We start from the raw sequence: 18,566 nt of genomic DNA on the forward strand, positions 1-18,566 counted from the left end.
TGTCGCCCGGCAGCAGCATGACACAAGCCGCCATGCGATGGACGCGGCCGCCCTACGCCGGAAAGATATGGATCGGGATGAGTTGCCTCAGCCATAGTGGGCGGCAAACAAGATGACCGGAGGATCGCCGATGACTGCCAACCCCGTCCTGTGGACCCTCGATGAGCGTGGGGTTGCGACCGTCACGTTGAACCGGCCTGAAGTGAACAATGCCTATGACGGCGCATTGATCGCAGGCGTGCTCGCGGCCATGGACGATCTCGGCAGGAAGTCCAACCTTCGCGTCGTCGTGCTCCGGGGCAATGGCAAGCATTTCCAGGCCGGCGCCGACCTCAAATGGATCAACGGCGTGCGGCCGCAATCGGCTGAGGCGAACGAGGCGGCGTCGCGGGCGACCTTCGAGGCCGTGCAGCGGCTCAATACCTTGCCAATCCCGACCATCGCGCTGGTACAGGGCGGCTGTTTTGGCGGCGGCACCGGCGTGATTGCCGCTTGCGACGTCGTGATCGCGGCGGACAATGCGCTGTTTTCGATCACGGAGGTGCGCTGGGGGCTGACCGCCGCGATCATCATCCCGCAGCTTTGCGATGCCATTAGTGTACGGCAAGTCCGCCGTTACGCGCTGACAGGCGAACGCTTCGGCGCCGAAGACGCCCGCCGCATCGGCCTCGTCCACGAGGTCGTCCCGCTCGCCGAGCTGGAGGCTGCCGGCGCCAAGGTGGTCGAGCAGCTCCTTGCCAACGGACCGGAGGCGATGGCCGAGACCAAGCGGCTCGCGCTGGAGAGCTCGTTTGGCGGGATGGCGGTGGACGATGCCGCGTACAAGCGGCTCGTGCACCTGCATTCGGTCAAGCGTCAGAGCGCGGAGGCGGCGGAGGGCCTAGCGTCGTTCGCCGAAAAGCGCGCGGGGCGTTGGAGCAACCAAGGGTAGATTTTGCTCCGGCGATGTGCTGGATGGCCACCACTATCGAGAGTGTGGGGGCTGAGAGGTCATGCGTCGGAAGTTCATTCTTGCACTGCCGTTGCTCGTCGCAATCTGGCCCGGTCATGCAAGCTCCGATGACAGCGTCGTCTGCAATGACGAGAAGGTTGCCTCCAACATACGCATCGAGATCTGCACAAGACTGCTCGATCAGGAGAAGAACAAGGAGAGCCGATCCCGACTGCTGGCCCGCCGCGCCGATGCCTATTTTGACAAGGACGACTTCGCACATGCCTTGACCGATTTCGACGAAGCGATTGCAAATCATCCGGGGAATGCTGACGCCTTCATGCATCGCGGTTTCCTGCACTGGTACCGTCTCGAAGATGACGCCGCGTTCAAGGATTTCGATGCGGCGCTCCGGCTTGATCCGGCGCCATCGCGCCTGTTGTCCCGGGGGCGGAGATACGTTTTGCTGCGACAGTTCGATGCTGGGATCGCCGACATGACACGGGCGATCAAGCTCGATCCTCGTTCCGGGGACGCCTATGCGGATCGCGCATGGGCTTACAGCCGGAAAAAGGCATTCGATCTCGCGATCGCGGACTATGACCGGTTGCTCAAGCGTGACCCGAGCGACGGCCGCAGCACGCTGGCGCGTGACAATGTGCGCGCGGCGAAGGGCGCAGGTGTGAAATCCATCGATGAATACGGCCGCATGTTGGTTGCGCGGCTGCAAATCGAAAAGTCCTATCCGCGGCAGGCCGTCAGCGACAGGGTCGAAGGGGTGGCGGAGCTTGCATTCAGCATCACCCGCTGGGGATTGCTCGCGGCGAGCAGCGTGAAAACCAGCTCAGGCTCGGCCATGCTGGATGAGGCGGCGCTCAATACCCTTAGGCAGGCACAACCGTTCCCGCCATTGCCTCCCGGCAGCAGGTCGATCGAGGCCTTCGTGATCTCACTGATCTATCGAAATCAGTCGGAACGTTAGGCGCCTTGAGCTCGGTTGCGATCTCAGCAGCCGCGGCAGATGTTGTTGATGCTGCGATAGACGGCATCGTCGTCCTGCCGCATCTGGCGCATCGATTCGAGCGTCTTGCTTTCCGCGCTCGGCTCCGGCTTGCGCTTGGCGGCCAGCGCGGCTTCCTGACGTTGGTAACACGCTTCGCGCTCCGGCTTGGCCTGTATGAGCCGGCATTGCGCGACCTCGGCGCGGGCCGGGGCCGTACCGCCCATGATGCCGATCGCGATGGCGGCGGCCACGTTTATCCTTGATCCCATCGTCATTCCCCCGAACCACTCATTATCACATAGCAATCCGATACCATCTGCATCGGACCTCTGTCCCAAATCTCGTCGGCGGCGGATCGAGGCGAATCTCCGTAATTCCGCGGGGCCTTCCTTAAGGGTTCAATCATTCCCCGCCATTAGGGTTACGACAATTGTCACGCCATGGTGTCGAATGCACAGACAAGTTTTGGGACTTTGGAAAGCCGGATCGATCGTCGCCGCGGCGGCGGGGCTGCTGGTTCTGCAATCGGCTGCCGCTTCACCGCGATTGATCTCTCTGGCGTTCAATTCCCAGCTGGGGAGCCCGCAGCAAATCGGAGCCGATGAGTTTCGCCAGAAGCTGGTGGCGTCGGCCGGCAAGCGCATCGTGATCGACGAGCGGGCCACCAACGCGCTCGGCAGCGAGAACGCCATCCTGGCGGCGACCCGGGCCGGCTCGGTCGATATGGCGGTGCTGTCGGGGTCTGTGGTCAGTTCGGTCGTCCCCGAACTTGGCGTGTTCGACATTCCCTTCCTGTTCCGCGACACAGCCCACGCGAAGGCCGTGGCGCAAGGTCCGGCCGGCGCGGCGATCGCCACTAAATTCGCCGACAAGGGGCTGACGCTGCTGGCGATCGGCCGACAGGGATTTCGCAACGTCACGAATTCCAAACGGCCGGTTCGCTCGCCCGAGGATATCAAAGGGCTCAAGATTCGCGTCATTCCGAACGAGATCTACCAGATGACGTTCAAGGCGCTCGGCGCCGAAGTGGTCCCGATGGAATTTCCGCTGGTCTATACCGCGCTGAAGGACGGCCGGCTCGATGGGCAGGAAAATCCGGTGCCGACCATCGCCGGCTCCCGGCTCTACGAAGTCCAGAAATACCTCACGCTGACCGGTCACTTCTTCGCGCCGATCGCATTCGTCGCCAACCGTGCCATGTTCGAACAGCTTCCGCCGGCCGACCAGGCCATGCTGATCGCGCTGGCGAAGGAGGGAGCGGAGGCGACCTGGCAGGCGAAGCTCGATGCCGCGTCGCTCGAGCAGGTGCGTAGCGGCGGCATGGACGTCATCGAGACATTCGATCGCCAGCCGTTCGTCGACGCGGTCAAACCGCTCGATCAGGAATTCGAGAAGCGGTTCGGCAAGGATCTGCTCGCCGCCATCCGCTCCACCCGTTGAAGAATTTCGGATTTGCCATGAAATTATCGCACATGATGTCCCGCGTCGGCGTTCGTCCGCGCGTGTTCGGCGGCTTCGCGCTGGTTCTCAGCTTTCTGGTCCTGCTCGGGGGCTTCGCCATGGTCCAGGTCGAGCGGATCGGCGGAACGGTCAATGAGCTCGTGACCAGCGCTGCCGGCGACGCCGGCATGTCACAGGCGCGGGCCGCGCTTCTGGAGGCGAACTCGGCGGTCGAGAAATTCATCCGAACCTGGAATGTCGGCGACAAGGATGCCGCGGCCAAGGCGATCGACGGCGTCGGCAAACTGGCCGATCAGGTCGACCGGCAGTTCGGCAAGCTGCAAGCGATCGCGGAAGGCATCGGCCCGGTCAAGACCGCGCTGGAAACCTATCGCTCGTCGTTCACCGCGGCAGCGGAGGCGGCGGATCGGCTGCGCGCCGCGACCACGAAAACCGACGCCCAGGGTGCAGCCGCCGGCCTCAATGTCAGCGGCATTCAGGTTGCGCTCGCCAACCGGTCCGAAGACGCGGAACGGCTGGTCAACCCGATGCGTCTGGCCGGCGTCGTTGACGCACTGCGGATCACCGTGATGCGCTATGGCTCCACTTTGTCGACGGGCGATGCCGACGACGCCAAGCAGGCCTTGTCCTACGCCCAGCTGGCGATCGCGGACACCGAGGCTGAGCTGGCGGGGGCGAACGACGCCAAACTGAAGGCGCTGGTCGCCGCGCTCAAGACCGCGATCACTGCCGACGCGGCCGCGCTGGACGAGGTCATCAAGGTGGCCGCCGATCTGCGCGCCAGGCAGGCCGAATTGAAGAAGGCCAGTGCGGCCATCGACGACCACGTCAACAAGATCAACGCGAAGCTCGGCACTGTGCGCGCCGAGCAGGGCGACAAGACCGCGGCAGCGGTCGATCAGACCAAGCAGACCGTCATCGCGACCGCGACCGGCGCGCTGCTGCTGGGAGCGGTGCTGGCGTGGTTGATCGGCGCCAGCGTGTCCGGTCCGATTCGCAGCATGACCGACCGGATGCAATCGCTGGCGGCGGGCGAGCTCGATGAGCCGATCCCCGGCGGCGACTCGCGCGACGAAATCGGCCGCATGGCGCGCGCCGTCGAGGTGTTCCGCGAAAACGCGCTGGCGGTTCGCCGCATGGAAGGCGAGGCGACGGCACAGCGCGAAGCCAGCGAGGCTGACCGCGCCCGCATGATGTCGGATCTTGCCGGCCGCTTCGAGCAGGGCATGCAGGGAGTCATTTCCGGTGTCGGCGGCCGTGCCGACGACATGGGGCGCAGCGCCGAGGAGTTGGCAAAGGTCGCCGAACGCGGACGCGGGCTCGCCGAAGCGGTCGCGACCCGCGCCGAGCAGGCATCGATGAATGTGCAGACCGTCGCCTCCGCCACCCAGCAACTCGCGGCCTCGATCCGTGAAATCTCGAGCCAGGTGCACCGCTCCGTCGCGGTCTCGAACAGGGCGACCGACGAGACCAACCGCACCTCAGAATTGATGCATGGGCTGTCGGATGCGGCTGAGAAGATCGGCACCATCATTCAGCTGATTCAGGCCATCGCCAGCCAGACCAATTTGCTGGCGCTGAACGCGACCATCGAAGCGGCGCGCGCCGGCGACGCCGGCCGGGGCTTCGCGATCGTCGCCAGCGAGGTCAAGAGTCTCGCCACCCAAACGGCGCAGGCGACCGAGCAGATCGCCAGCCAGATCGCGACGATCCAGAGTGCGACCGGCCAATCGGTTCAGGCGATCAGGCAGTTCGGCTCCACCGTCAAGGAAATGGCCGACATCGCCACGGCGATTGCCGCGGCCGTCGAAGAGCAGGGCGCGGCCACGGGCGAAATCGCGCGCAACGTCGAAGAGGCGGCCAACGGCACCTCGGCGGTGACGCAGGAAATCGGGCAGGTGCGCGCCGTGGCAGGCGAGACCGACGCCGGCGCCGAAGCCGCCCTGACGGTCGCAGCCGCCCTGAAGCAGCAGGCGGATTCGATGAGGTCGAACGTCGACGATTTCCTCCACACCATCCGCTCGGCGGCCTGAACCCCGGGAAAACCGGGGACGCCACGGGGGCGAACGAGGCGGCCTTACAGCACCGGTAGCAGCGCGCTCTTCAATTCGCGCAAGAGCGCCTGCACCGCGGCGGCGTTGCGCCGCCGCTCGGGGATCGCGGCCTTGACCCACAGCTCGGGAATTGGAAAGTCGCGCAGCACCGGCTTGAGCGTACCGTCGCGCAGGGCATCCGCCACGAGATAATGGGAGATCAGCGCGATGCCGTTGCCGGCGATCGCGCTGCGCGCCAGCACATGGCCCTCGTTGGAGGAGAGCAGCGGGCTGACCTGGATGCTGATGCGCCCGCGCGGGCCGTCGAAGATCCACTCCGGTCCCGTCGGCAGGAAGCTGAGGCAGCGATGGTCGACAAGGTCGCGCGGGTGCTTTGGCGCGCCGTGCTTCTTCAAATAGGCCGGTGAGGCGCAGAGCAGCCGCTTCAGCGGACACAGCGGCTCGTCGACCACACCGCCGAAGGAATGAGGGAAGGCGCCGATGGCGATGTCAAAGCCTTCGGTGACGGGATCGACCGGGCGGTCGATCAGCACGATCTCGAGTTTCAATCGCGGGTTCTGCGTCTGGAAGGCGCTGAAGGCGTCGGCAAGGCGCGCCACGGTGAGCGAGGTCGGCGCCTTGATGCGGAGGTGATCGACGAGATCGTGTCCCTTCTCGCCCATCCGCGAGAGCAGGTCGGTGGCATCGGCGACGACACTGCGGGCGCGATGCACATAGCGCTGGCCGGCTTCCGTCAGGCGTAATTGCCGGGTCGAGCGATGGAACAGCGGCGCGCCGATCCGCGCCTCCAGTTGCGTGACGCGCTTGGCCACGACCGAGGTCGAGACATTGAGCTTGCGCGCGGCGGCGGAGAATCCGGCCGTATCCGCGGTGGCGAGGAAGGCCTGAAGGTTCACCAGGATGTCCATGTCGACCTTTCTCGATTCGAGAAAGCTGATCGCGTATTTTGGTGGATTGTAGCTCGCCCTGCGTTAATTCATAGTCGGCTTCAAGCAAGAGATTTTGGGAGCGGACGCGCATGCGGGCCATGATGATCGAAGAACCGGCACGCCAGGTGCCGCTCTACGGCGAATATGAAGTCGTCGTTCTCGGCGGCGGACCCGCCGGCATCGTGGCGGCGGCGTCAGCGGCGCGCGCGGGACGAAAGACGCTGCTGATCGAGCGCTACGGCTTCCTCGGCGGCATGGGCACGGCTGCCGGCGTCACCAATTTCTGCGGCCTGCATGGCAATGTCTACGGCCAGGCCCACCGGCTGGTACAGGGCATGGCGTCCGATCTGCTGGCGCGGATCGATCATTTGAACGGCCTCAACGCACCGCACCTGATCCTCGGCAAGGTCTTCGCCCAGGCCTATGACACCGCGGCCTACAAGATCGCGGCCGACGAGCTGCTCGCCAGCCACAAGGTGCACATCCTCTTCCATGCGCTCGGTGCCGGCGTCGTGATGGGCGACAACTGCCGCATCGATGCGCTGATGGTCGAGACCAAGGCCGGACGGCAGGCCGTCCGCGCCGAGATCTTTATCGACTGCTCCGGCGACGGCGACCTCGCGGTCTGGGCCGGGGCGCCCTTCGAGCTCGGTGACGAGCACGGCCATCCGATGTACCCCTCGATGATGCTCCGCCTCAACGGCATCGATCCCGAGAAGGCTGGCGATGCCTGGCGCACCATCCCGCAATTGATGGAGAAGGCGATCGCCGCCGGCACCCACACATTCCCGCGCAAGAGCGCAATCGTGCGGCCGCAGAAATCAGGCATCGAATGGCGGGTGAATTTCACCCAAGTGGCGCGTGAGGACGGCCATGCCATCAACGGCATCGAGCCCGACGACCTCACCCGCGGCGAGATCGAGGGCCGCAAGCAGGCGCTGGCCGCATTCGAGTTCCTGCGCAGCACCGTGCCGGGCTTCGAAAAGTCCTACATCGTCGATTTGCCGCCGCAGCTCGGTATCCGCGAGACCCGCCGCATCAAGGGCGGCTACCAGCTCAGCGGCGAGGATGTGCTCGGCTGCGCCTCGTTCGCGGATTCCATCGGCGTCAATGGCTGGCCGATCGAGGCCCATGTTCCCGGCGACGTCGTCTTCACGTTCCCGCCAATCCCGGAATCGCGCGGCTATAACGAGCTGCCTTACCGGATGCTGGTGCCCGAGGGCGTCGACAATCTCCTCGTCGCCGGCCGCTGCGCCTCGATGACCCATGAGGGCCAGTCGGCGGCGCGGGTGTCCGGTGCCTGTTTCGTGATGGGGGAGGCCGCCGGTTCCGCCGCGGCGCTCGCGCTCTCAGGAAACCGCATCCCGCGCGATATCCCCATTGAAAAATTACAGGAAACGTTGAAACAACAGGGCGCCTTCATCGGGCGGGACCAGCCCGTGCCTGAAGGTTTGTGACGGTTGTAACATTACGACCGAGAGAACGACGACGGAGGAGACGGAATGATCGGGATTGCGCGGCTCGCACTGGCTGGCCTGATGGCGATCACAGCGATGGGCACGGCCCGGGCCGAAGACGCGCTGAAGGCCAGGGTCGGCGTGCTCCGCCTGTCGTCGTCCGCGCCCGTCTTCATTGCGCAGGACAAGGGCTATTTCCGCGAGGCCGGTCTCGACGTCGAGCTGAAGTTCTTCGATGCGGCGCAGCCGATCGCGGTGGCGACCACATCGGGCGACGTCGATTTCGGCGTCACCGCATTCACCGCCGGTCTCTACAATCTCGCCGGCAAGGGCACGCTGAAAGTGATCGGCGGCATGAGCCGAGAGAAGGCCGGTTATCCCCTGATCGGCTATTTCGCCAGCAACAACGCCTATGCCGCCGGGCTGAAGACGCCGAAGGACCTCGCGGGCAAGCGCGTAGCCGTGACGCAGGTTGGCTCGTCCTTCCACTATTCGCTGGGGCTGCTCGCCGACAAATACGGTTTCAAGCTCGCCGACGTGAAGATCGTGCCGCTGCAATCGCTGTCGAACGCGGCCGCCGCCTTGAAGGGCGAGACGGTCGATGCGGCGCTGCTGCCGATCTCCACCGCGCGAAAGCTGATGGACGAAGGCGGCGCGAAGTTTTTGGGATGGGTCGGCGACGAGACGCCGTGGCAGCTCGGCGCAGTGTTCGCTTCGCCGAAGACGCTGACCAACAAGGTGCTGGTGACGAAATTTCTCGGCGTGCTCGCGAAAGCCGACCGCGAATATCACGACGTCATCCTCGCAGCCATGAAGGACGGCGTCGCCCCCATCAACGACAAGACCAGGCCGCTGCTGGAGATCATCGCCAAATACACCAATTTGCCGGTCGAGCAGGTGGTCGGCAATTGCGCCTATATCGATCCCGACGGCAAGCTGGACGTCAAGAACGTCGACAACCAGATCAAATGGCTCCAAGAGCAGGGATTCGCGGACAAGGGCTTTGATGTGAACACGATCATTGCCAAGGATTTTGTGAAGGCGGATTGAGAGTAGAACGCAGCTTATGGACCTGATCGCCAACCACATCAGCCATCGCTTCGGTGACCTCGCCGTGCTCGACGACGTTTCCTTCACCGTCGGTGCCGGCGAGGTGGTGGCGATCGTCGGGCCTTCGGGATGTGGCAAAAGCACGCTGCTGTCGATTCTCGGCGGACTGTTGCAGCCATCGTCGGGCGCGCCCGAGCTGCGCGGATCGCCGCCGGCGGACAGTCTCAATCCGCTGACCTTCGTGTTCCAGGATTTCGCGCTGCTGCCCTGGGCGACGGTGGAGGAGAATGTCGAATTCCCGCTGCTGCATACCCAGCTCTCGGCCGTGCAGCGCCGCGCGCTGGTCGACGATGCCCTGCGCCGCACCGGCTTGACCGATTTTCGCACAACCTATCCGAAGCAGCTTTCCGGCGGCATGCGCCAGCGCGTCGGCATTTCGCGCGCGCTTGCGGTCAAGCCCGCCATCCTGCTGATGGACGAGCCGCTGTCGGCGCTGGATTCGCAGACCCGCGAACTTTTGATGGAAGACTTCGTCCGCCTGCTCGCCGATGGCGGCATGGGCGCAGTCTATGTCACCCACAATCTCGAGGAAGCCGCACGGCTCGCCGACCGCATCGTGGTGCTGTCGCGGCGGCCGGGCCGTATTCGCGAAGTCGTGGCCGTACCGATGACGCGCACCGAGCGCGGCGAGATCGCTGCGCGTGAAAAGCTGCTGGCGCTTCAGAACCAGATCTGGTCGCTGATCCGCAACGAGGCGATCGACGCCGAGCGCGAGGTCCAGCATGCTTGATCGCGCGGGGACGTCTGCGAAGGACGACACGACGCGGCGCGTCCGTTTTCGCGGCGCCGGCTTCGTGCCCGCCAGCAGCCGCTTCGGCGGCTGGATCGCGCTCGCCCTCGTCATCGCGATCTGGCAGGCGGCCGGCAGCGCCGGGCTCGTCAATCCGCTGTTCCTGCCGGCGCCGGCTGCGATCGCGCGCGCGATCTACGAGCTCGCGATGTCAGGCGCGCTGTGGCAGCATCTGTCGGCCTCGATCCTGCGCATCGGCGTCGGCTGGGTGCTGGGAACGGCGGCCGGCGTCGCGGTCGGCTTCGCCATCGGCCTGTCGCGGCTTGCGCGCAGCGTCGGCATCACCTTCATCTCGGCGCTGTTCCCGATCCCGAAGATCGCACTTCTGCCATTGCTCATTCTCTGGCTCGGCATCGGCGAAGAGCCGAAGATCGCGACCATTGCGCTCGGCGTGTTCTTCTCGACCGCAATCTCGGTCTATAGCGGCGTCGATGCGGTGCCGCGCAACCTCATCCGCATGGCGCAGAGTTTCAACGTTCCCTTCGCCACCATCGTGCGCAAGGTGATCTGGCCCGGCGCGCTGCCCGCCATCCTCGCCGGCTTCCGCATCACCGCGTCTGTCGCACTGCTGCTCGTCGTCAGTGCCGAGATGATCGGCGCCCAGTATGGCATCGGCGCCTTCGTGCTTCAGGCCGGCAATCTGATGCAGACGGACCAGCTGCTCGCGGGCGTGGTGATCCTGTCGGTGTTCGGGCTTGTGGTGGGGAAGGTGATCGGCTGGCTGGAGACGCGGTTGCTGCACTGGCGGTAGCCGCAACCCGCGCGACTGCAGGGTGGGCAAAGCGTAAGCGTACCCACCATCTCTTCATCAGTCGCTGAAGTGTGGTGGGCACGGCGCAAGGGCGCCTTTGCCCACCCTACGAAACCGGCGGCTCACGCATTCCCGCGATCTTCCCGAAACAGATCCAGCTTCTGCTGCACCGGGCGATCCGAGAAGCTGAACAGCACGGCGTCGTCTTCGGCTTCGTGCGTCACCCACTGCCAGCTCGGCACCACGAACAGATCGCGCGGGCCCCATTCGAAAACGGCATCGCCAATCCGGCTGCGTCCTTTGCCCTCGATCGGACAGAACACCGTCGCATCGGTCGCGCGGTAGCGTGCGGTCTTGAAACCCTTCGGCAGCAACTGGATGAAGGTGCCGATGGTCGGCATTGCGAAATCGCCGGTCTCGGGATTGCTGAATTTCAGCTTCAATCCGTGGCAGGCGTCCCACTCCTGGCTCGCGCGTGCCTTCTCCAGCGCCTCGCGGGTGTAGGCATAGGGATAGCTGAAGATCGGAGAGGTCTTGGACGATCGCTTCACGTCGACCGGTAGCAGATTGTGGCCGTAGCGCGCAAAGCTGTCGCCGGCGGGCTTTGTGATCCTCTGCTGGTCGTCCTTGGAACCTTCCGCAAAGGAGCAGTCGAAGAACTGCACCAGCGGGATGTCGAGGCCGTCGAGCCAGAACATCGGCTGGTCGGTCTCGTTGGAATGATCGTGCCAGGTCATCGACGGCGTGATGATGAAATCGCCGGGCTCCATCGCGGTGCGCTCGCCGTCGACCGCGGTGTGAGCGCCCTTGCCTTCGAGCACGAAGCGCAGCGCCGACTGGCTGTGGCGGTGTGCGGGCGCGACGTCGCCGGGCACCACCATCTGCACGCCGGCATAGAGCGAGGTCGTGATTTTCGACTGGCCGCGCAGGCCGGGGTTCTCCAGCACCAGCACGCGCCGCTCGGCTTCCTTGGCCGTGATCAGTCGGCCTGCTTCCGTCATGTAGTCGCGGATGACGTCGAATTTCCACAGATGCGGCCGGCAGGCGCTCCTCGGCTCCGGCGTGATCAAATCGCTCATCACCGTCCACAGCGCGGTGAGGTTTTCGCCGTCAATCTTCTTGTAGAAGGCCTCGCGTTCCGGCGTCTTGGTCACGGCTTCCATGGTGCGGCTCCCGTTCGTTTTGTTGATTGACAGTATACTGACGATCTAGGTAGCGTCAACGTGACGAACGGCCTACAAAGCCGCTGTCATTCCGGGGCGCGCCGAAAGGCGCGAGGCCTGAATCCATACTCCCGATCGTGGTTATGGATTCCGGGCTCGACGCTAACGCGTCGCCCCGGAATGACGAACAAAATACAGGGAGGGTTCCGATGAAGCTGCACGGCTATTTCCGCTCCAGCGCCGCCTATCGGGTGCGGATCGCGCTGAACCTCAAGGGCCTCGGCGCCCAGCACCTGCCGCATCATCTTCGCAAGGGCGAGCAATGTGCGCCCGCCTATCTCGCCATCAATCCGCAAGGGCTGGTGCCGACGCTGGAGAACGATGCGGGAGCGGTGCTGACCCAATCGGTCGCCATCATCGAATGGCTCGACGAGACGCATCCCAATCCGCCGCTGCTGCCGAAGGATCCGCTGCGGCGCGCGAAGGTGAGGGCGTTCGCGCTGGCGATCGCCTGCGACACCCACCCGGTGCAGAATTTGAAGGTGCTGGCGCGGCTGCGCGAGCTTGGGCTCGCCGAGGAGAAGGTCCAGGACTGGGCGGCGTGGGTCAACCGCGAGGGGCTGTCGGCCTGCGAGACGCTGATCAGGGACGAGCCGGGGCCGTTCTGCTTCGGCGATGCGCCGACGCTCGCCGATCTCTGCCTGGTGCCGCAGCTCGCCAATGCCCGCCGCTTCGGCGTCGATGTGTCGACCTATCCGCGGCTGCTGAAGGCGGAGGCTGCGGCAAAGGCGCTGCCGGCCTTCGCAAACGCCGCGCCGGAGAAGCAGCCCGATGCCGAGTAAGCCCGCCCCTCCGATCACGATCGACGCGGTCTATGCCGCGCCGGGCTATCTGTTCCGGCGCATGCAGCAGATCGCAGTCTCGATCTTCATGGAGGAGTGCAAGGCGTTCGATCTCACGCCGGTGCAATATGCGGCGCTGATCGCGATTCACACCCACCCCGGCATCGACGCGACACGGCTGTCGGCGGTGATCGCCTTCGACCGCTCCACCCTCGGCAGCGTGATCGAGCGGCTGCAGGCCAAGGATTTTATCGAACGCAAGCCGGCACCCGAAGACAAGCGGATCAAGCTGCTCTATCTGACGAAATCGGGCGCCGCGATCCTGCGCGAGATCATCCCCGCCGTCGAGCGCGCCCAGGCGCGGATGCTGGAGCCGCTGAAACCCGCCGACCGCAAGGCGCTGATGGGGCTTTTGGTGCAGCTCGTCGACCTCAACAACGAGGCCTCGCGCGTGCCGCTGCGCGCGGAGGACGCGCTGGAGCATATGGGGAAGGCGGGGTGAGCGGGATGGTCGGCGGATGCGGTGACGCTGTCGCCTTTATCTCCGCTGTCATTCCCCGCGAAAGCGGGGAATCCAGTACGCCGCGGCTTCTCGGTTCAATCACAACCGCCTCGGAATACTGGATCGCCCGCTTTCGCGGGCGATGACAGCGAGTTTGGGATTGCTACATCCGCAACAACGCCTGCCGGTCAATCTTCCCAGTCCCCGTCTTCGGCAGCTCGTCGATGAAGATCACCTCGCGCGGATACTTGTAGGGAAGCAGCTTGCCCTTGACGTAATCCTGCAGCCGCCGCGTCGCCTCATTCTGATCGGTCGCGCGGTTGTTCATCACCACGACCGCCTTCAGCGTCATGCGCCGGTCCGGCAGCTCGGCGGCGAACACGGCGCATTCGCGGATGTCGGGGTGGTCGGCGAGGCACAGCTCGACTTCGAGCGGGTAGACCCACTGGCCTGAGATCTTGATGAGGTCGTCGGCACGGCCGCGGAAGAAGTGGAAGCCGTCGGCATCGCGCACGAAACGGTCGCCGGTGTAGATCCAGCCGCCCTCGCGGATGGTCTCGGCGGATTTGTCCGGCCGGTTCCAGTACAGCGGCGTGTTGGAACCGCCGCGCACCCACAAGATGCCTTCCTCGTCGTCGGCGACGTCGCGGCCGTCCTTGTCGCGCAGTGCGACCTCGTAGCCTGGCACGCGCAGGCCGGCGGCGCCGAGCTTCTTCTGTTCGGGGCGGTTGGAGAGGTAGATGTGCAGCACCTCGGTCGAGCCGAGGCCTTCGACGATTTCGAGGCCGGTGAGCGTCTTCCAGCCGTTGAAGACGTCCGCAGACAGGACCTCGGCCGCCGAAAGCGACATGCGCAGCGACGAGAAGTTGGTCTTGTCTGCCCCCTCCGCCTTGGTCAGTGAGGTGTACAGCGTCGGCAGGCCGAAGAAGACCGTCGGCTTGTATTGCTCGATCGCGGCAAAGATCGATGCAGGCTTCGGCTGGCCCGGCAGCAGCAGCGTCGCGGCACCCGCGGAGAACGGGAAGGTGACGGAGTTGCCGAAACCGTAGGCGAAGAAGATCTTCGGCACCGAGAAGCAGATGTCGCCGGGCGTCAGCTTCAGCACGTTCTGCGCAAAGGCGGCATCGCTGTAGGCCATGTCGTGCTGGAGATGCACGATGCCCTTGGGCCGGCCGGTCGAGCCGGAGGAGTACATCCAGAACGCCATCTCGTCGCGATGGGTGTCCGCTTCCGCGAGCTCGGCCGGGAACTGCGCGAGCCAGCCTGGCGCCGCGATCGCAGCAGGCGCGGCGTGGGCGCGCGCTTCGCCGTTGACGACGATCAGCGTGCGCAGGCAGGTCGCCGCGCAGGCCTCCGCATCGAAGCGCGTCGCGAATTCGGCATCCGCCACCGCGACCGCGGCGCCGGAATCGGCGAGATAGAATTGCAGCAGGTCCGGCGGCGTCAGCGTGTTGATCAGGAGCGGCACGAAGCCGGCGCGCACCGCGCCGAAGAATGCGGCCGGATAGGCCGGGGTATCGTCGAGGAACAGCAGCACGCGGTCGCCGCGCTTCAGGCCAAGCGACGCGAAACCGTTGCCCCAGCGGCAAGTTTCCGCGCAAAGCTCGGAATAGCTGCGGGTCCCCGCGGGTCCGATCAGCGCAGGCTTGTCGCCGCGGCCCTTGGCGAGCTGGTCGAACAGCACGCGGCTGGCATTGTAGGTTTGCGGAATGGCAAAGCCGATTTCACGGGCGCCCGGGCCGTCAGCGGGCACCTGGTCGCGGATCTCGCTGCTCATGCGGCATCTCCGCCGTTCTTCTCGGCCTCGTAGCGCGTCATGAAGGCGGGCGACATCGCGCGCAGCCGGGGGTCGTCGATACGGCCGGAGCGGGTGATGTAGCTGTAGGCGAAGTCCATCAGGCCGAGCTGCATGTGCTGGGCGAAGTGCTCGTACCAGAAGGCCGAGGTGCGCGCGGCATTGACGAGCTTCTGCACCACCGGTTTTCGCGCGGCCTGATAACGGTGCAGCGCGGTCGACAGATGCGCATCCGACTCCAGCGCCTTGACCAGCGCGATGGCGTCCTCGATCGCGAGCCGCGTCCCCGAGCCGATGGAGAAATGCGCCGAGTGCAGGGCGTCGCCGAGCAGCACCATGTTCTTGAACGACCAGTGCTCGTTCCAGACCCAGGGAAAGTTGCGCCAGACCGACTTGTTGGAGACCAGGCAGTGGCCGCCCAGCGTGTCGGCAAAGACCTCCTCGCAGACGCCCTTGCACTGCTCGGCATCCTTGTAGGCGAAGCCATAGGCCTGCCATGTCGCGTGGTCGCATTCGACCAGGAAGGTGCTCATGGTCGGGGAGTAGCGATAGTGATGGGCATTGAAGGCGCCGCGGTCCGTCTTCACGAAGGTCTGCGACAGCGTGTCGAAGCGTTTCGAGGTCCCGTACCAGACGAACTTGTTGGAGGAGTAGGACAGCGACGTGCCGAAATCGCCCTCATAGGCGCGCCGCACCAGCGAATTCAGCCCGTCGGCCGCGACGATCAGGTCGTGGCCGTTGAGCTGGTCGATGGCGTGGATCTGCGTGTCGAAGCGCGGCGTGACGCCGGCGTCGAGCGCGCGCTGCTGGAGGAACTGCAGGAGCTCCAGCCTGCCGATCGAGGAGAAGCCGACGCCGTCGATGGCGACGCTGTCGCCGTGAAGGTTCAGCGTGATGTTCTCCCAGCTCTCCATATGCGGCGCGATCGCATCGACCGTTTCGGGGTCGTCGGCGCGCAGGAATTCCAGGGCCTGATCGGAGAACACGACGCCAAAGCCCCAGGTCGCGTCGGCCGGGTTCTGTTCGAACAGGTCGACTTGATCCTCGGGATGACGCTTCTTCCAGAGATAGGCGAAATAGAGCCCACCGGGCCCCCCGCCAATCACGGCGATCCGCAACGTCTGCCTCCCTAATTGACAGTATACTTACTATCTAGGGGTAGACTAATGTGCTCCGGCTTTCCACGCCAGCGGAATTATCGAAGGCGAGGCGCGCCGAAGCTTACTCCCGGACACGCGTCTGGCGCGTGTCCGAAGCAGTGACGTTGCGAACCATAACCAAACCGCGCGGGCTTGGCCATCCGGGGTCAGACGCAGCGCTTCACGTAGACGCCGTTCACCAGCACCCTGGTACAGCGGACCGCGGGAACCGGCTTGCGCACCACGACGGCCGCATTCGGCCCGGCACAGCCGGCGCGGTAGACGCCCCGGGCGCACACCACCGCGTTGGCATCGGTAGACTCAAAGGTCATGCTCGCGCCGAAGGCGAGGAGCGCGGCAGCAATAAGCAGAAATGAACGCATGTCTTTCTCCCGGTCTTGTCGTGATCGAAATCGGTTACTTGCAAAGGGTTTGTCGCGGCCGGCGCGCGAAAATTCATTCGCGCGCGCCCGATCGTGGTCGCGCGCTTGGCGCGCAATCCCGCGCCGCTTATCGCGCCGCGAATGGCGCCAGCACTTCCTTGCAGGCGGGCGACAGTGATGCGGCATTGCTGGAGATGCATTGCACGATGCGGCCCCCGCCCGGCGCGACGCCGGCGCAGAGCGTGCGGATGTCGGCACCGCAGGCCGAGCGCACGATGAACAGTTCTTCGCGCGGCCGTAGCGGGCGCAGAACGATCACGGCCGGCGCCGCCGCCGGTGCTGCTGCCGCAGGAGCTGCGCCCGCAGGTGCTGCTGTCGCAGCAGCGCTGCCGCCACCGGTTGCGGCGCTCACCGCCTTCTCACAGGCCGGCGAAACCTTGGCCTTGTTCTTCTCGAGGCATTCGAGGGCGGGGGCGCCGCCCGGCGGCACGCTGGCGCACACCTTGGGATAATCGGCGCGGCACGCGCTCTTGACCGCGGCAATCTGCGTGCTGCTCGGCTGCTTTGACGCTGCCGCTTTCGGAGCGGCTGCGGCGGCGGGCTTCGCCCCGGCGGCGGGGGCCGCTTCGGTCTTTGCCGGTTCAGATTTGGCGGGCGCAGCTTCAGTCTTCGGCGCCGCAGCGGGCTCGACCGCGCGAACCGCGGTCTGGCATCCCGATGACAGGCTGGACATGTTCTTCTGGAGACATTGATACGCCTCCGCGCCACCGGGCGTGACGCTCGCGCAGTGTGCCATGAAGTCCGAGCGGCATGCGGAACGGATGGCGCTCTTCTGAGCCTCGGTCGGCGCTTGCGCGAATGCGCCTGTTGCAGTTGCGAAGAGCGTTGCCGCCAGCAGCGCGCGACGCGTTGACGCGTGTTTCAACGTGTTGAACATTTGGGTAAATTCCCTGCCCTGTCGGTCACGCCGACGATTTTTAAATGTAATGCAAGCAATCATTGCGGGTGATGCCGCGTGCAGCATCATTGGCTGCCTCGGCCTCTACCGCAAGTAGATTATACGGGCGCAATTGCGACGTAACCAGAGCATGATCCGGAAAAGTGTGCCGCGGCTTTCCCTCGCGACAAACGCGGAACGCGTTGGCGCGGAGATCATGCTCAAACAATACGGCGTCAGAGCTTGACCATGCGCTTGCCGCGGTTCTCTCCCGCCAGCAATCCGATCAGCGCCTTCGGCGTATTCTCCAATCCGTCGATGATGTCCTCCTGCACCTTCAGCTTGCCGGATGCGACCCAGCCCTGGAGGTCGGCGAGCGCGCGCTGGCTCTCCTTCATGTAGTCCATCACGATGAAGCCCTGCATGACGAGCCGCTTCACCACGATCAGGCCGGGCACGCCGCGCGGGCCGTGCGCGGCAGGTGCGCCGTCATATTGCGAGATCGCGCCGCAGCAGGCGATGCGGCCGTAATTGTTCATCTGCGGCAGGCAGGCTTCCAGAATGTCGCCGCCGACATTGTCGAAATAGACGTCGATGCCTTTTGGCGCCGCCGCGCGCAGGGCCTTGAACACCGCGCCGTCCTTGTAGTCGACGGCGGCATCGAAGCCGAGCTCGGAGGTCAGCCAGTTGCACTTGTCTGCGCCGCCGGCGATGCCGACCACGCGACATCCCCTGATCTTGGCGATCTGCCCGACGATCGAGCCGACGGAGCCGGCCGCCGCGGACACCACGACGGTCTCGCCCTCTTTGGGCTTGCCGATCTCCAGCAGGCCGAAATAGGCGGTGAGGCCGGCGATGCCGAACACGCTGAGCAGATGCGTCATCGGTTCGAGCTTCGGCATTTTCGTGAGATGCTTTGCCGGCACCGCGGCAAACTCCTGCCAGCCGGTGTCGCCGAACACGATGTCGCCGGCAGCCAGCCCCGGCGCCTTCGAGCTGACGACCTCAGCGATGCCGCCGCCGGCCATCACGCTGTTGGCCTCGACCGCGGAACGATAGGTCGCGCCATGCATCCAGGCGCGGTTGGCGGCGTCGAGCGAGATGTAACGCACCTGCAGCAAGGCCTCGCCGTCCTTCGGCTCCGGCATCGCACCCTCGACCATCTTGAAGTGCTCGGCACCGAGCTTGCCGCTGGGCTTTTCGACCAGAAGAATCTGGCGATTGATGCTGCTGCTCATGGCGTTTCCTCTTCGTTTGCTTGACGATTATGGATGCAGCCGCCGCAAAGAAAACGTGCAAGCCGCATTCGTTGTGCGCTG

The 18,566-nt window shown here is 65.1% G+C and carries 18 protein-coding genes; 10 read left to right on the top strand and 8 right to left on the bottom strand.

What is annotated here, in order from left to right; translation table 11 throughout:
• The first annotated feature begins 130 nt into the window (after nt 1–130).
• A complete protein-coding gene (locus AB7531_RS03940; protein WP_063980674.1) occupies nt 131–931 on the top strand; it encodes an enoyl-CoA hydratase-related protein in 801 nt (266 codons plus the stop codon).
• Nucleotides 932–992: 61 nt separating this feature from the next.
• Nucleotides 993–1,913, top strand: a complete 921-nt coding sequence (locus AB7531_RS03945) for a TonB family protein (protein WP_063980675.1) — start codon at nt 993–995, stop codon at nt 1,911–1,913.
• A gap of 23 nt (nt 1,914–1,936) precedes the next feature.
• Here the strand turns inward: AB7531_RS03945 and AB7531_RS03950 are convergent, their stop codons facing one another.
• Complete coding sequence (locus AB7531_RS03950) at nt 1,937–2,185, bottom strand: hypothetical protein (RefSeq protein WP_231143801.1); 249 nt, start codon at nt 2,183–2,185, stop codon at nt 1,937–1,939.
• A 199-nt stretch (nt 2,186–2,384) separates the two neighbouring features.
• Between AB7531_RS03950 and AB7531_RS03955 the strand changes: the two genes are divergently transcribed.
• Both AB7531_RS03955 and AB7531_RS03960 read left to right on the top strand, forming a co-directional pair.
• Entirely contained in the window at nt 2,385–3,374 is a 990-nt protein-coding gene (locus AB7531_RS03955; RefSeq protein ID WP_231145451.1) for a TRAP transporter substrate-binding protein, read from the top strand.
• Nucleotides 3,375–3,391: 17 nt separating this feature from the next.
• Entirely contained in the window at nt 3,392–5,428 is a 2,037-nt protein-coding gene (locus tag AB7531_RS03960) for a methyl-accepting chemotaxis protein (RefSeq protein WP_231143802.1), read from the top strand.
• Between the two features lie 44 nt (nt 5,429–5,472).
• On the opposite strand, the gene AB7531_RS03965 is transcribed toward AB7531_RS03960, so the two are convergent.
• On the bottom strand, nt 5,473–6,357 hold the full coding sequence (locus tag AB7531_RS03965) for a LysR family transcriptional regulator (RefSeq protein ID WP_063980677.1): 885 nt from the start codon (nt 6,355–6,357) through the stop codon (nt 5,473–5,475).
• 110 nt (nt 6,358–6,467) lie between these two features.
• On the opposite strand from AB7531_RS03965, the gene AB7531_RS03970 reads away from it, so the two are divergent.
• From AB7531_RS03970 to AB7531_RS03985, 4 genes are read left to right on the top strand one after another with little or no spacing between them, the layout of a single operon-like run.
• On the top strand, nt 6,468–7,835 hold the full coding sequence (locus tag AB7531_RS03970) for an FAD-dependent oxidoreductase (RefSeq protein WP_063980678.1): 1,368 nt from the start codon (nt 6,468–6,470) through the stop codon (nt 7,833–7,835).
• A 45-nt stretch (nt 7,836–7,880) separates the two neighbouring features.
• A complete protein-coding gene (locus tag AB7531_RS03975; protein ID WP_063980679.1) occupies nt 7,881–8,885 on the top strand; it encodes an ABC transporter substrate-binding protein in 1,005 nt (334 codons plus the stop codon).
• A 16-nt stretch (nt 8,886–8,901) separates the two neighbouring features.
• Complete coding sequence (locus tag AB7531_RS03980) at nt 8,902–9,675, top strand: ABC transporter ATP-binding protein (protein ID WP_063980680.1); 774 nt, start codon at nt 8,902–8,904, stop codon at nt 9,673–9,675.
• A complete protein-coding gene (locus tag AB7531_RS03985; RefSeq protein WP_063980681.1) occupies nt 9,668–10,486 on the top strand; it encodes an ABC transporter permease in 819 nt (272 codons plus the stop codon). The genes AB7531_RS03980 and AB7531_RS03985 overlap by 8 nt, the downstream gene beginning before the upstream one ends.
• Before the next feature lie 122 nt (nt 10,487–10,608).
• Here the strand turns inward: AB7531_RS03985 and gtdA are convergent, their stop codons facing one another.
• Entirely contained in the window at nt 10,609–11,649 is a 1,041-nt protein-coding gene (gene gtdA, locus AB7531_RS03990) for a gentisate 1,2-dioxygenase (RefSeq protein ID WP_063980682.1), read from the bottom strand.
• Nucleotides 11,650–11,858: 209 nt separating this feature from the next.
• On the opposite strand from gtdA, the gene maiA reads away from it, so the two are divergent.
• On the top strand, nt 11,859–12,491 hold the full coding sequence (maiA, locus tag AB7531_RS03995; RefSeq protein ID WP_063980683.1) for a maleylacetoacetate isomerase: 633 nt from the start codon (nt 11,859–11,861) through the stop codon (nt 12,489–12,491).
• Nucleotides 12,481–12,993: a MarR family winged helix-turn-helix transcriptional regulator gene (locus AB7531_RS04000; RefSeq protein WP_063980684.1), complete on the top strand. Its 513-nt coding sequence runs from the start codon at nt 12,481–12,483 to the stop codon at nt 12,991–12,993. Before maiA ends, AB7531_RS04000 begins: the two co-directional genes overlap by 11 nt.
• A gap of 163 nt (nt 12,994–13,156) precedes the next feature.
• Here the strand turns inward: AB7531_RS04000 and AB7531_RS04005 are convergent, their stop codons facing one another.
• The 5 genes from AB7531_RS04005 to AB7531_RS04025 all read right to left on the bottom strand — a co-directional run bounded on the left by AB7531_RS04005 (nt 13,157) and on the right by AB7531_RS04025 (nt 18,485).
• Entirely contained in the window at nt 13,157–14,770 is a 1,614-nt protein-coding gene (locus AB7531_RS04005; protein WP_063980685.1) for a benzoate-CoA ligase family protein, read from the bottom strand.
• Nucleotides 14,767–15,906, bottom strand: a complete 1,140-nt coding sequence (locus AB7531_RS04010; RefSeq protein ID WP_063980686.1) for an FAD-dependent monooxygenase — start codon at nt 15,904–15,906, stop codon at nt 14,767–14,769. The genes AB7531_RS04005 and AB7531_RS04010 overlap by 4 nt, the downstream gene beginning before the upstream one ends.
• Nucleotides 15,907–16,094: 188 nt before the next feature.
• A complete protein-coding gene (locus AB7531_RS04015) occupies nt 16,095–16,310 on the bottom strand; it encodes a hypothetical protein (protein ID WP_028148322.1) in 216 nt (71 codons plus the stop codon).
• Nucleotides 16,311–16,437: 127 nt separating this feature from the next.
• Nucleotides 16,438–17,247, bottom strand: coding sequence for a cysteine rich repeat-containing protein (locus tag AB7531_RS04020; protein WP_063980687.1), 810 nt, complete (start codon nt 17,245–17,247; stop codon nt 16,438–16,440).
• A gap of 236 nt (nt 17,248–17,483) precedes the next feature.
• Nucleotides 17,484–18,485, bottom strand: a complete 1,002-nt coding sequence (locus tag AB7531_RS04025) for an NADP-dependent oxidoreductase (RefSeq protein WP_063980688.1) — start codon at nt 18,483–18,485, stop codon at nt 17,484–17,486.
• Nucleotides 18,486–18,566: the final 81 nt, after the last annotated feature.

It is taken from the genome of Bradyrhizobium sp. 63_E2_N1_3 (genome assembly GCF_052076005.1).
GTDB classification, from domain to species: Bacteria; Pseudomonadota; Alphaproteobacteria; order Rhizobiales; family Xanthobacteraceae; genus Bradyrhizobium; species Bradyrhizobium barranii.

Coding starts and splice junctions, on each gene's coding strand:
- AB7531_RS03940 (WP_063980674.1), top strand. CDS start 131: ATGACTGCCAACCCCGTCCTGTGGACCCTCGATGAGCGTGGGGTTGCG.
- AB7531_RS03945 (WP_063980675.1), top strand. CDS start 993: ATGCGTCGGAAGTTCATTCTTGCACTGCCGTTGCTCGTCGCAATCTGG.
- AB7531_RS03955 (WP_231145451.1), top strand. CDS start 2,385: ATGCACAGACAAGTTTTGGGACTTTGGAAAGCCGGATCGATCGTCGCC.
- AB7531_RS03960 (WP_231143802.1), top strand. CDS start 3,392: ATGAAATTATCGCACATGATGTCCCGCGTCGGCGTTCGTCCGCGCGTG.
- AB7531_RS03965 (WP_063980677.1), bottom strand. CDS start 6,357: ATGGACATCCTGGTGAACCTTCAGGCCTTCCTCGCCACCGCGGATACG.
- AB7531_RS03970 (WP_063980678.1), top strand. CDS start 6,468: ATGCGGGCCATGATGATCGAAGAACCGGCACGCCAGGTGCCGCTCTAC.
- AB7531_RS03975 (WP_063980679.1), top strand. CDS start 7,881: ATGATCGGGATTGCGCGGCTCGCACTGGCTGGCCTGATGGCGATCACA.
- AB7531_RS03980 (WP_063980680.1), top strand. CDS start 8,902: ATGGACCTGATCGCCAACCACATCAGCCATCGCTTCGGTGACCTCGCC.
- AB7531_RS03985 (WP_063980681.1), top strand. CDS start 9,668: ATGCTTGATCGCGCGGGGACGTCTGCGAAGGACGACACGACGCGGCGC.
- gtdA (WP_063980682.1), bottom strand. CDS start 11,649: ATGGAAGCCGTGACCAAGACGCCGGAACGCGAGGCCTTCTACAAGAAG.
- maiA (WP_063980683.1), top strand. CDS start 11,859: ATGAAGCTGCACGGCTATTTCCGCTCCAGCGCCGCCTATCGGGTGCGG.
- AB7531_RS04000 (WP_063980684.1), top strand. CDS start 12,481: ATGCCGAGTAAGCCCGCCCCTCCGATCACGATCGACGCGGTCTATGCC.
- AB7531_RS04005 (WP_063980685.1), bottom strand. CDS start 14,770: ATGAGCAGCGAGATCCGCGACCAGGTGCCCGCTGACGGCCCGGGCGCC.
- AB7531_RS04015 (WP_028148322.1), bottom strand. CDS start 16,310: ATGCGTTCATTTCTGCTTATTGCTGCCGCGCTCCTCGCCTTCGGCGCG.
- AB7531_RS04020 (WP_063980687.1), bottom strand. CDS start 17,247: ATGTTCAACACGTTGAAACACGCGTCAACGCGTCGCGCGCTGCTGGCG.
- AB7531_RS04025 (WP_063980688.1), bottom strand. CDS start 18,485: ATGAGCAGCAGCATCAATCGCCAGATTCTTCTGGTCGAAAAGCCCAGC.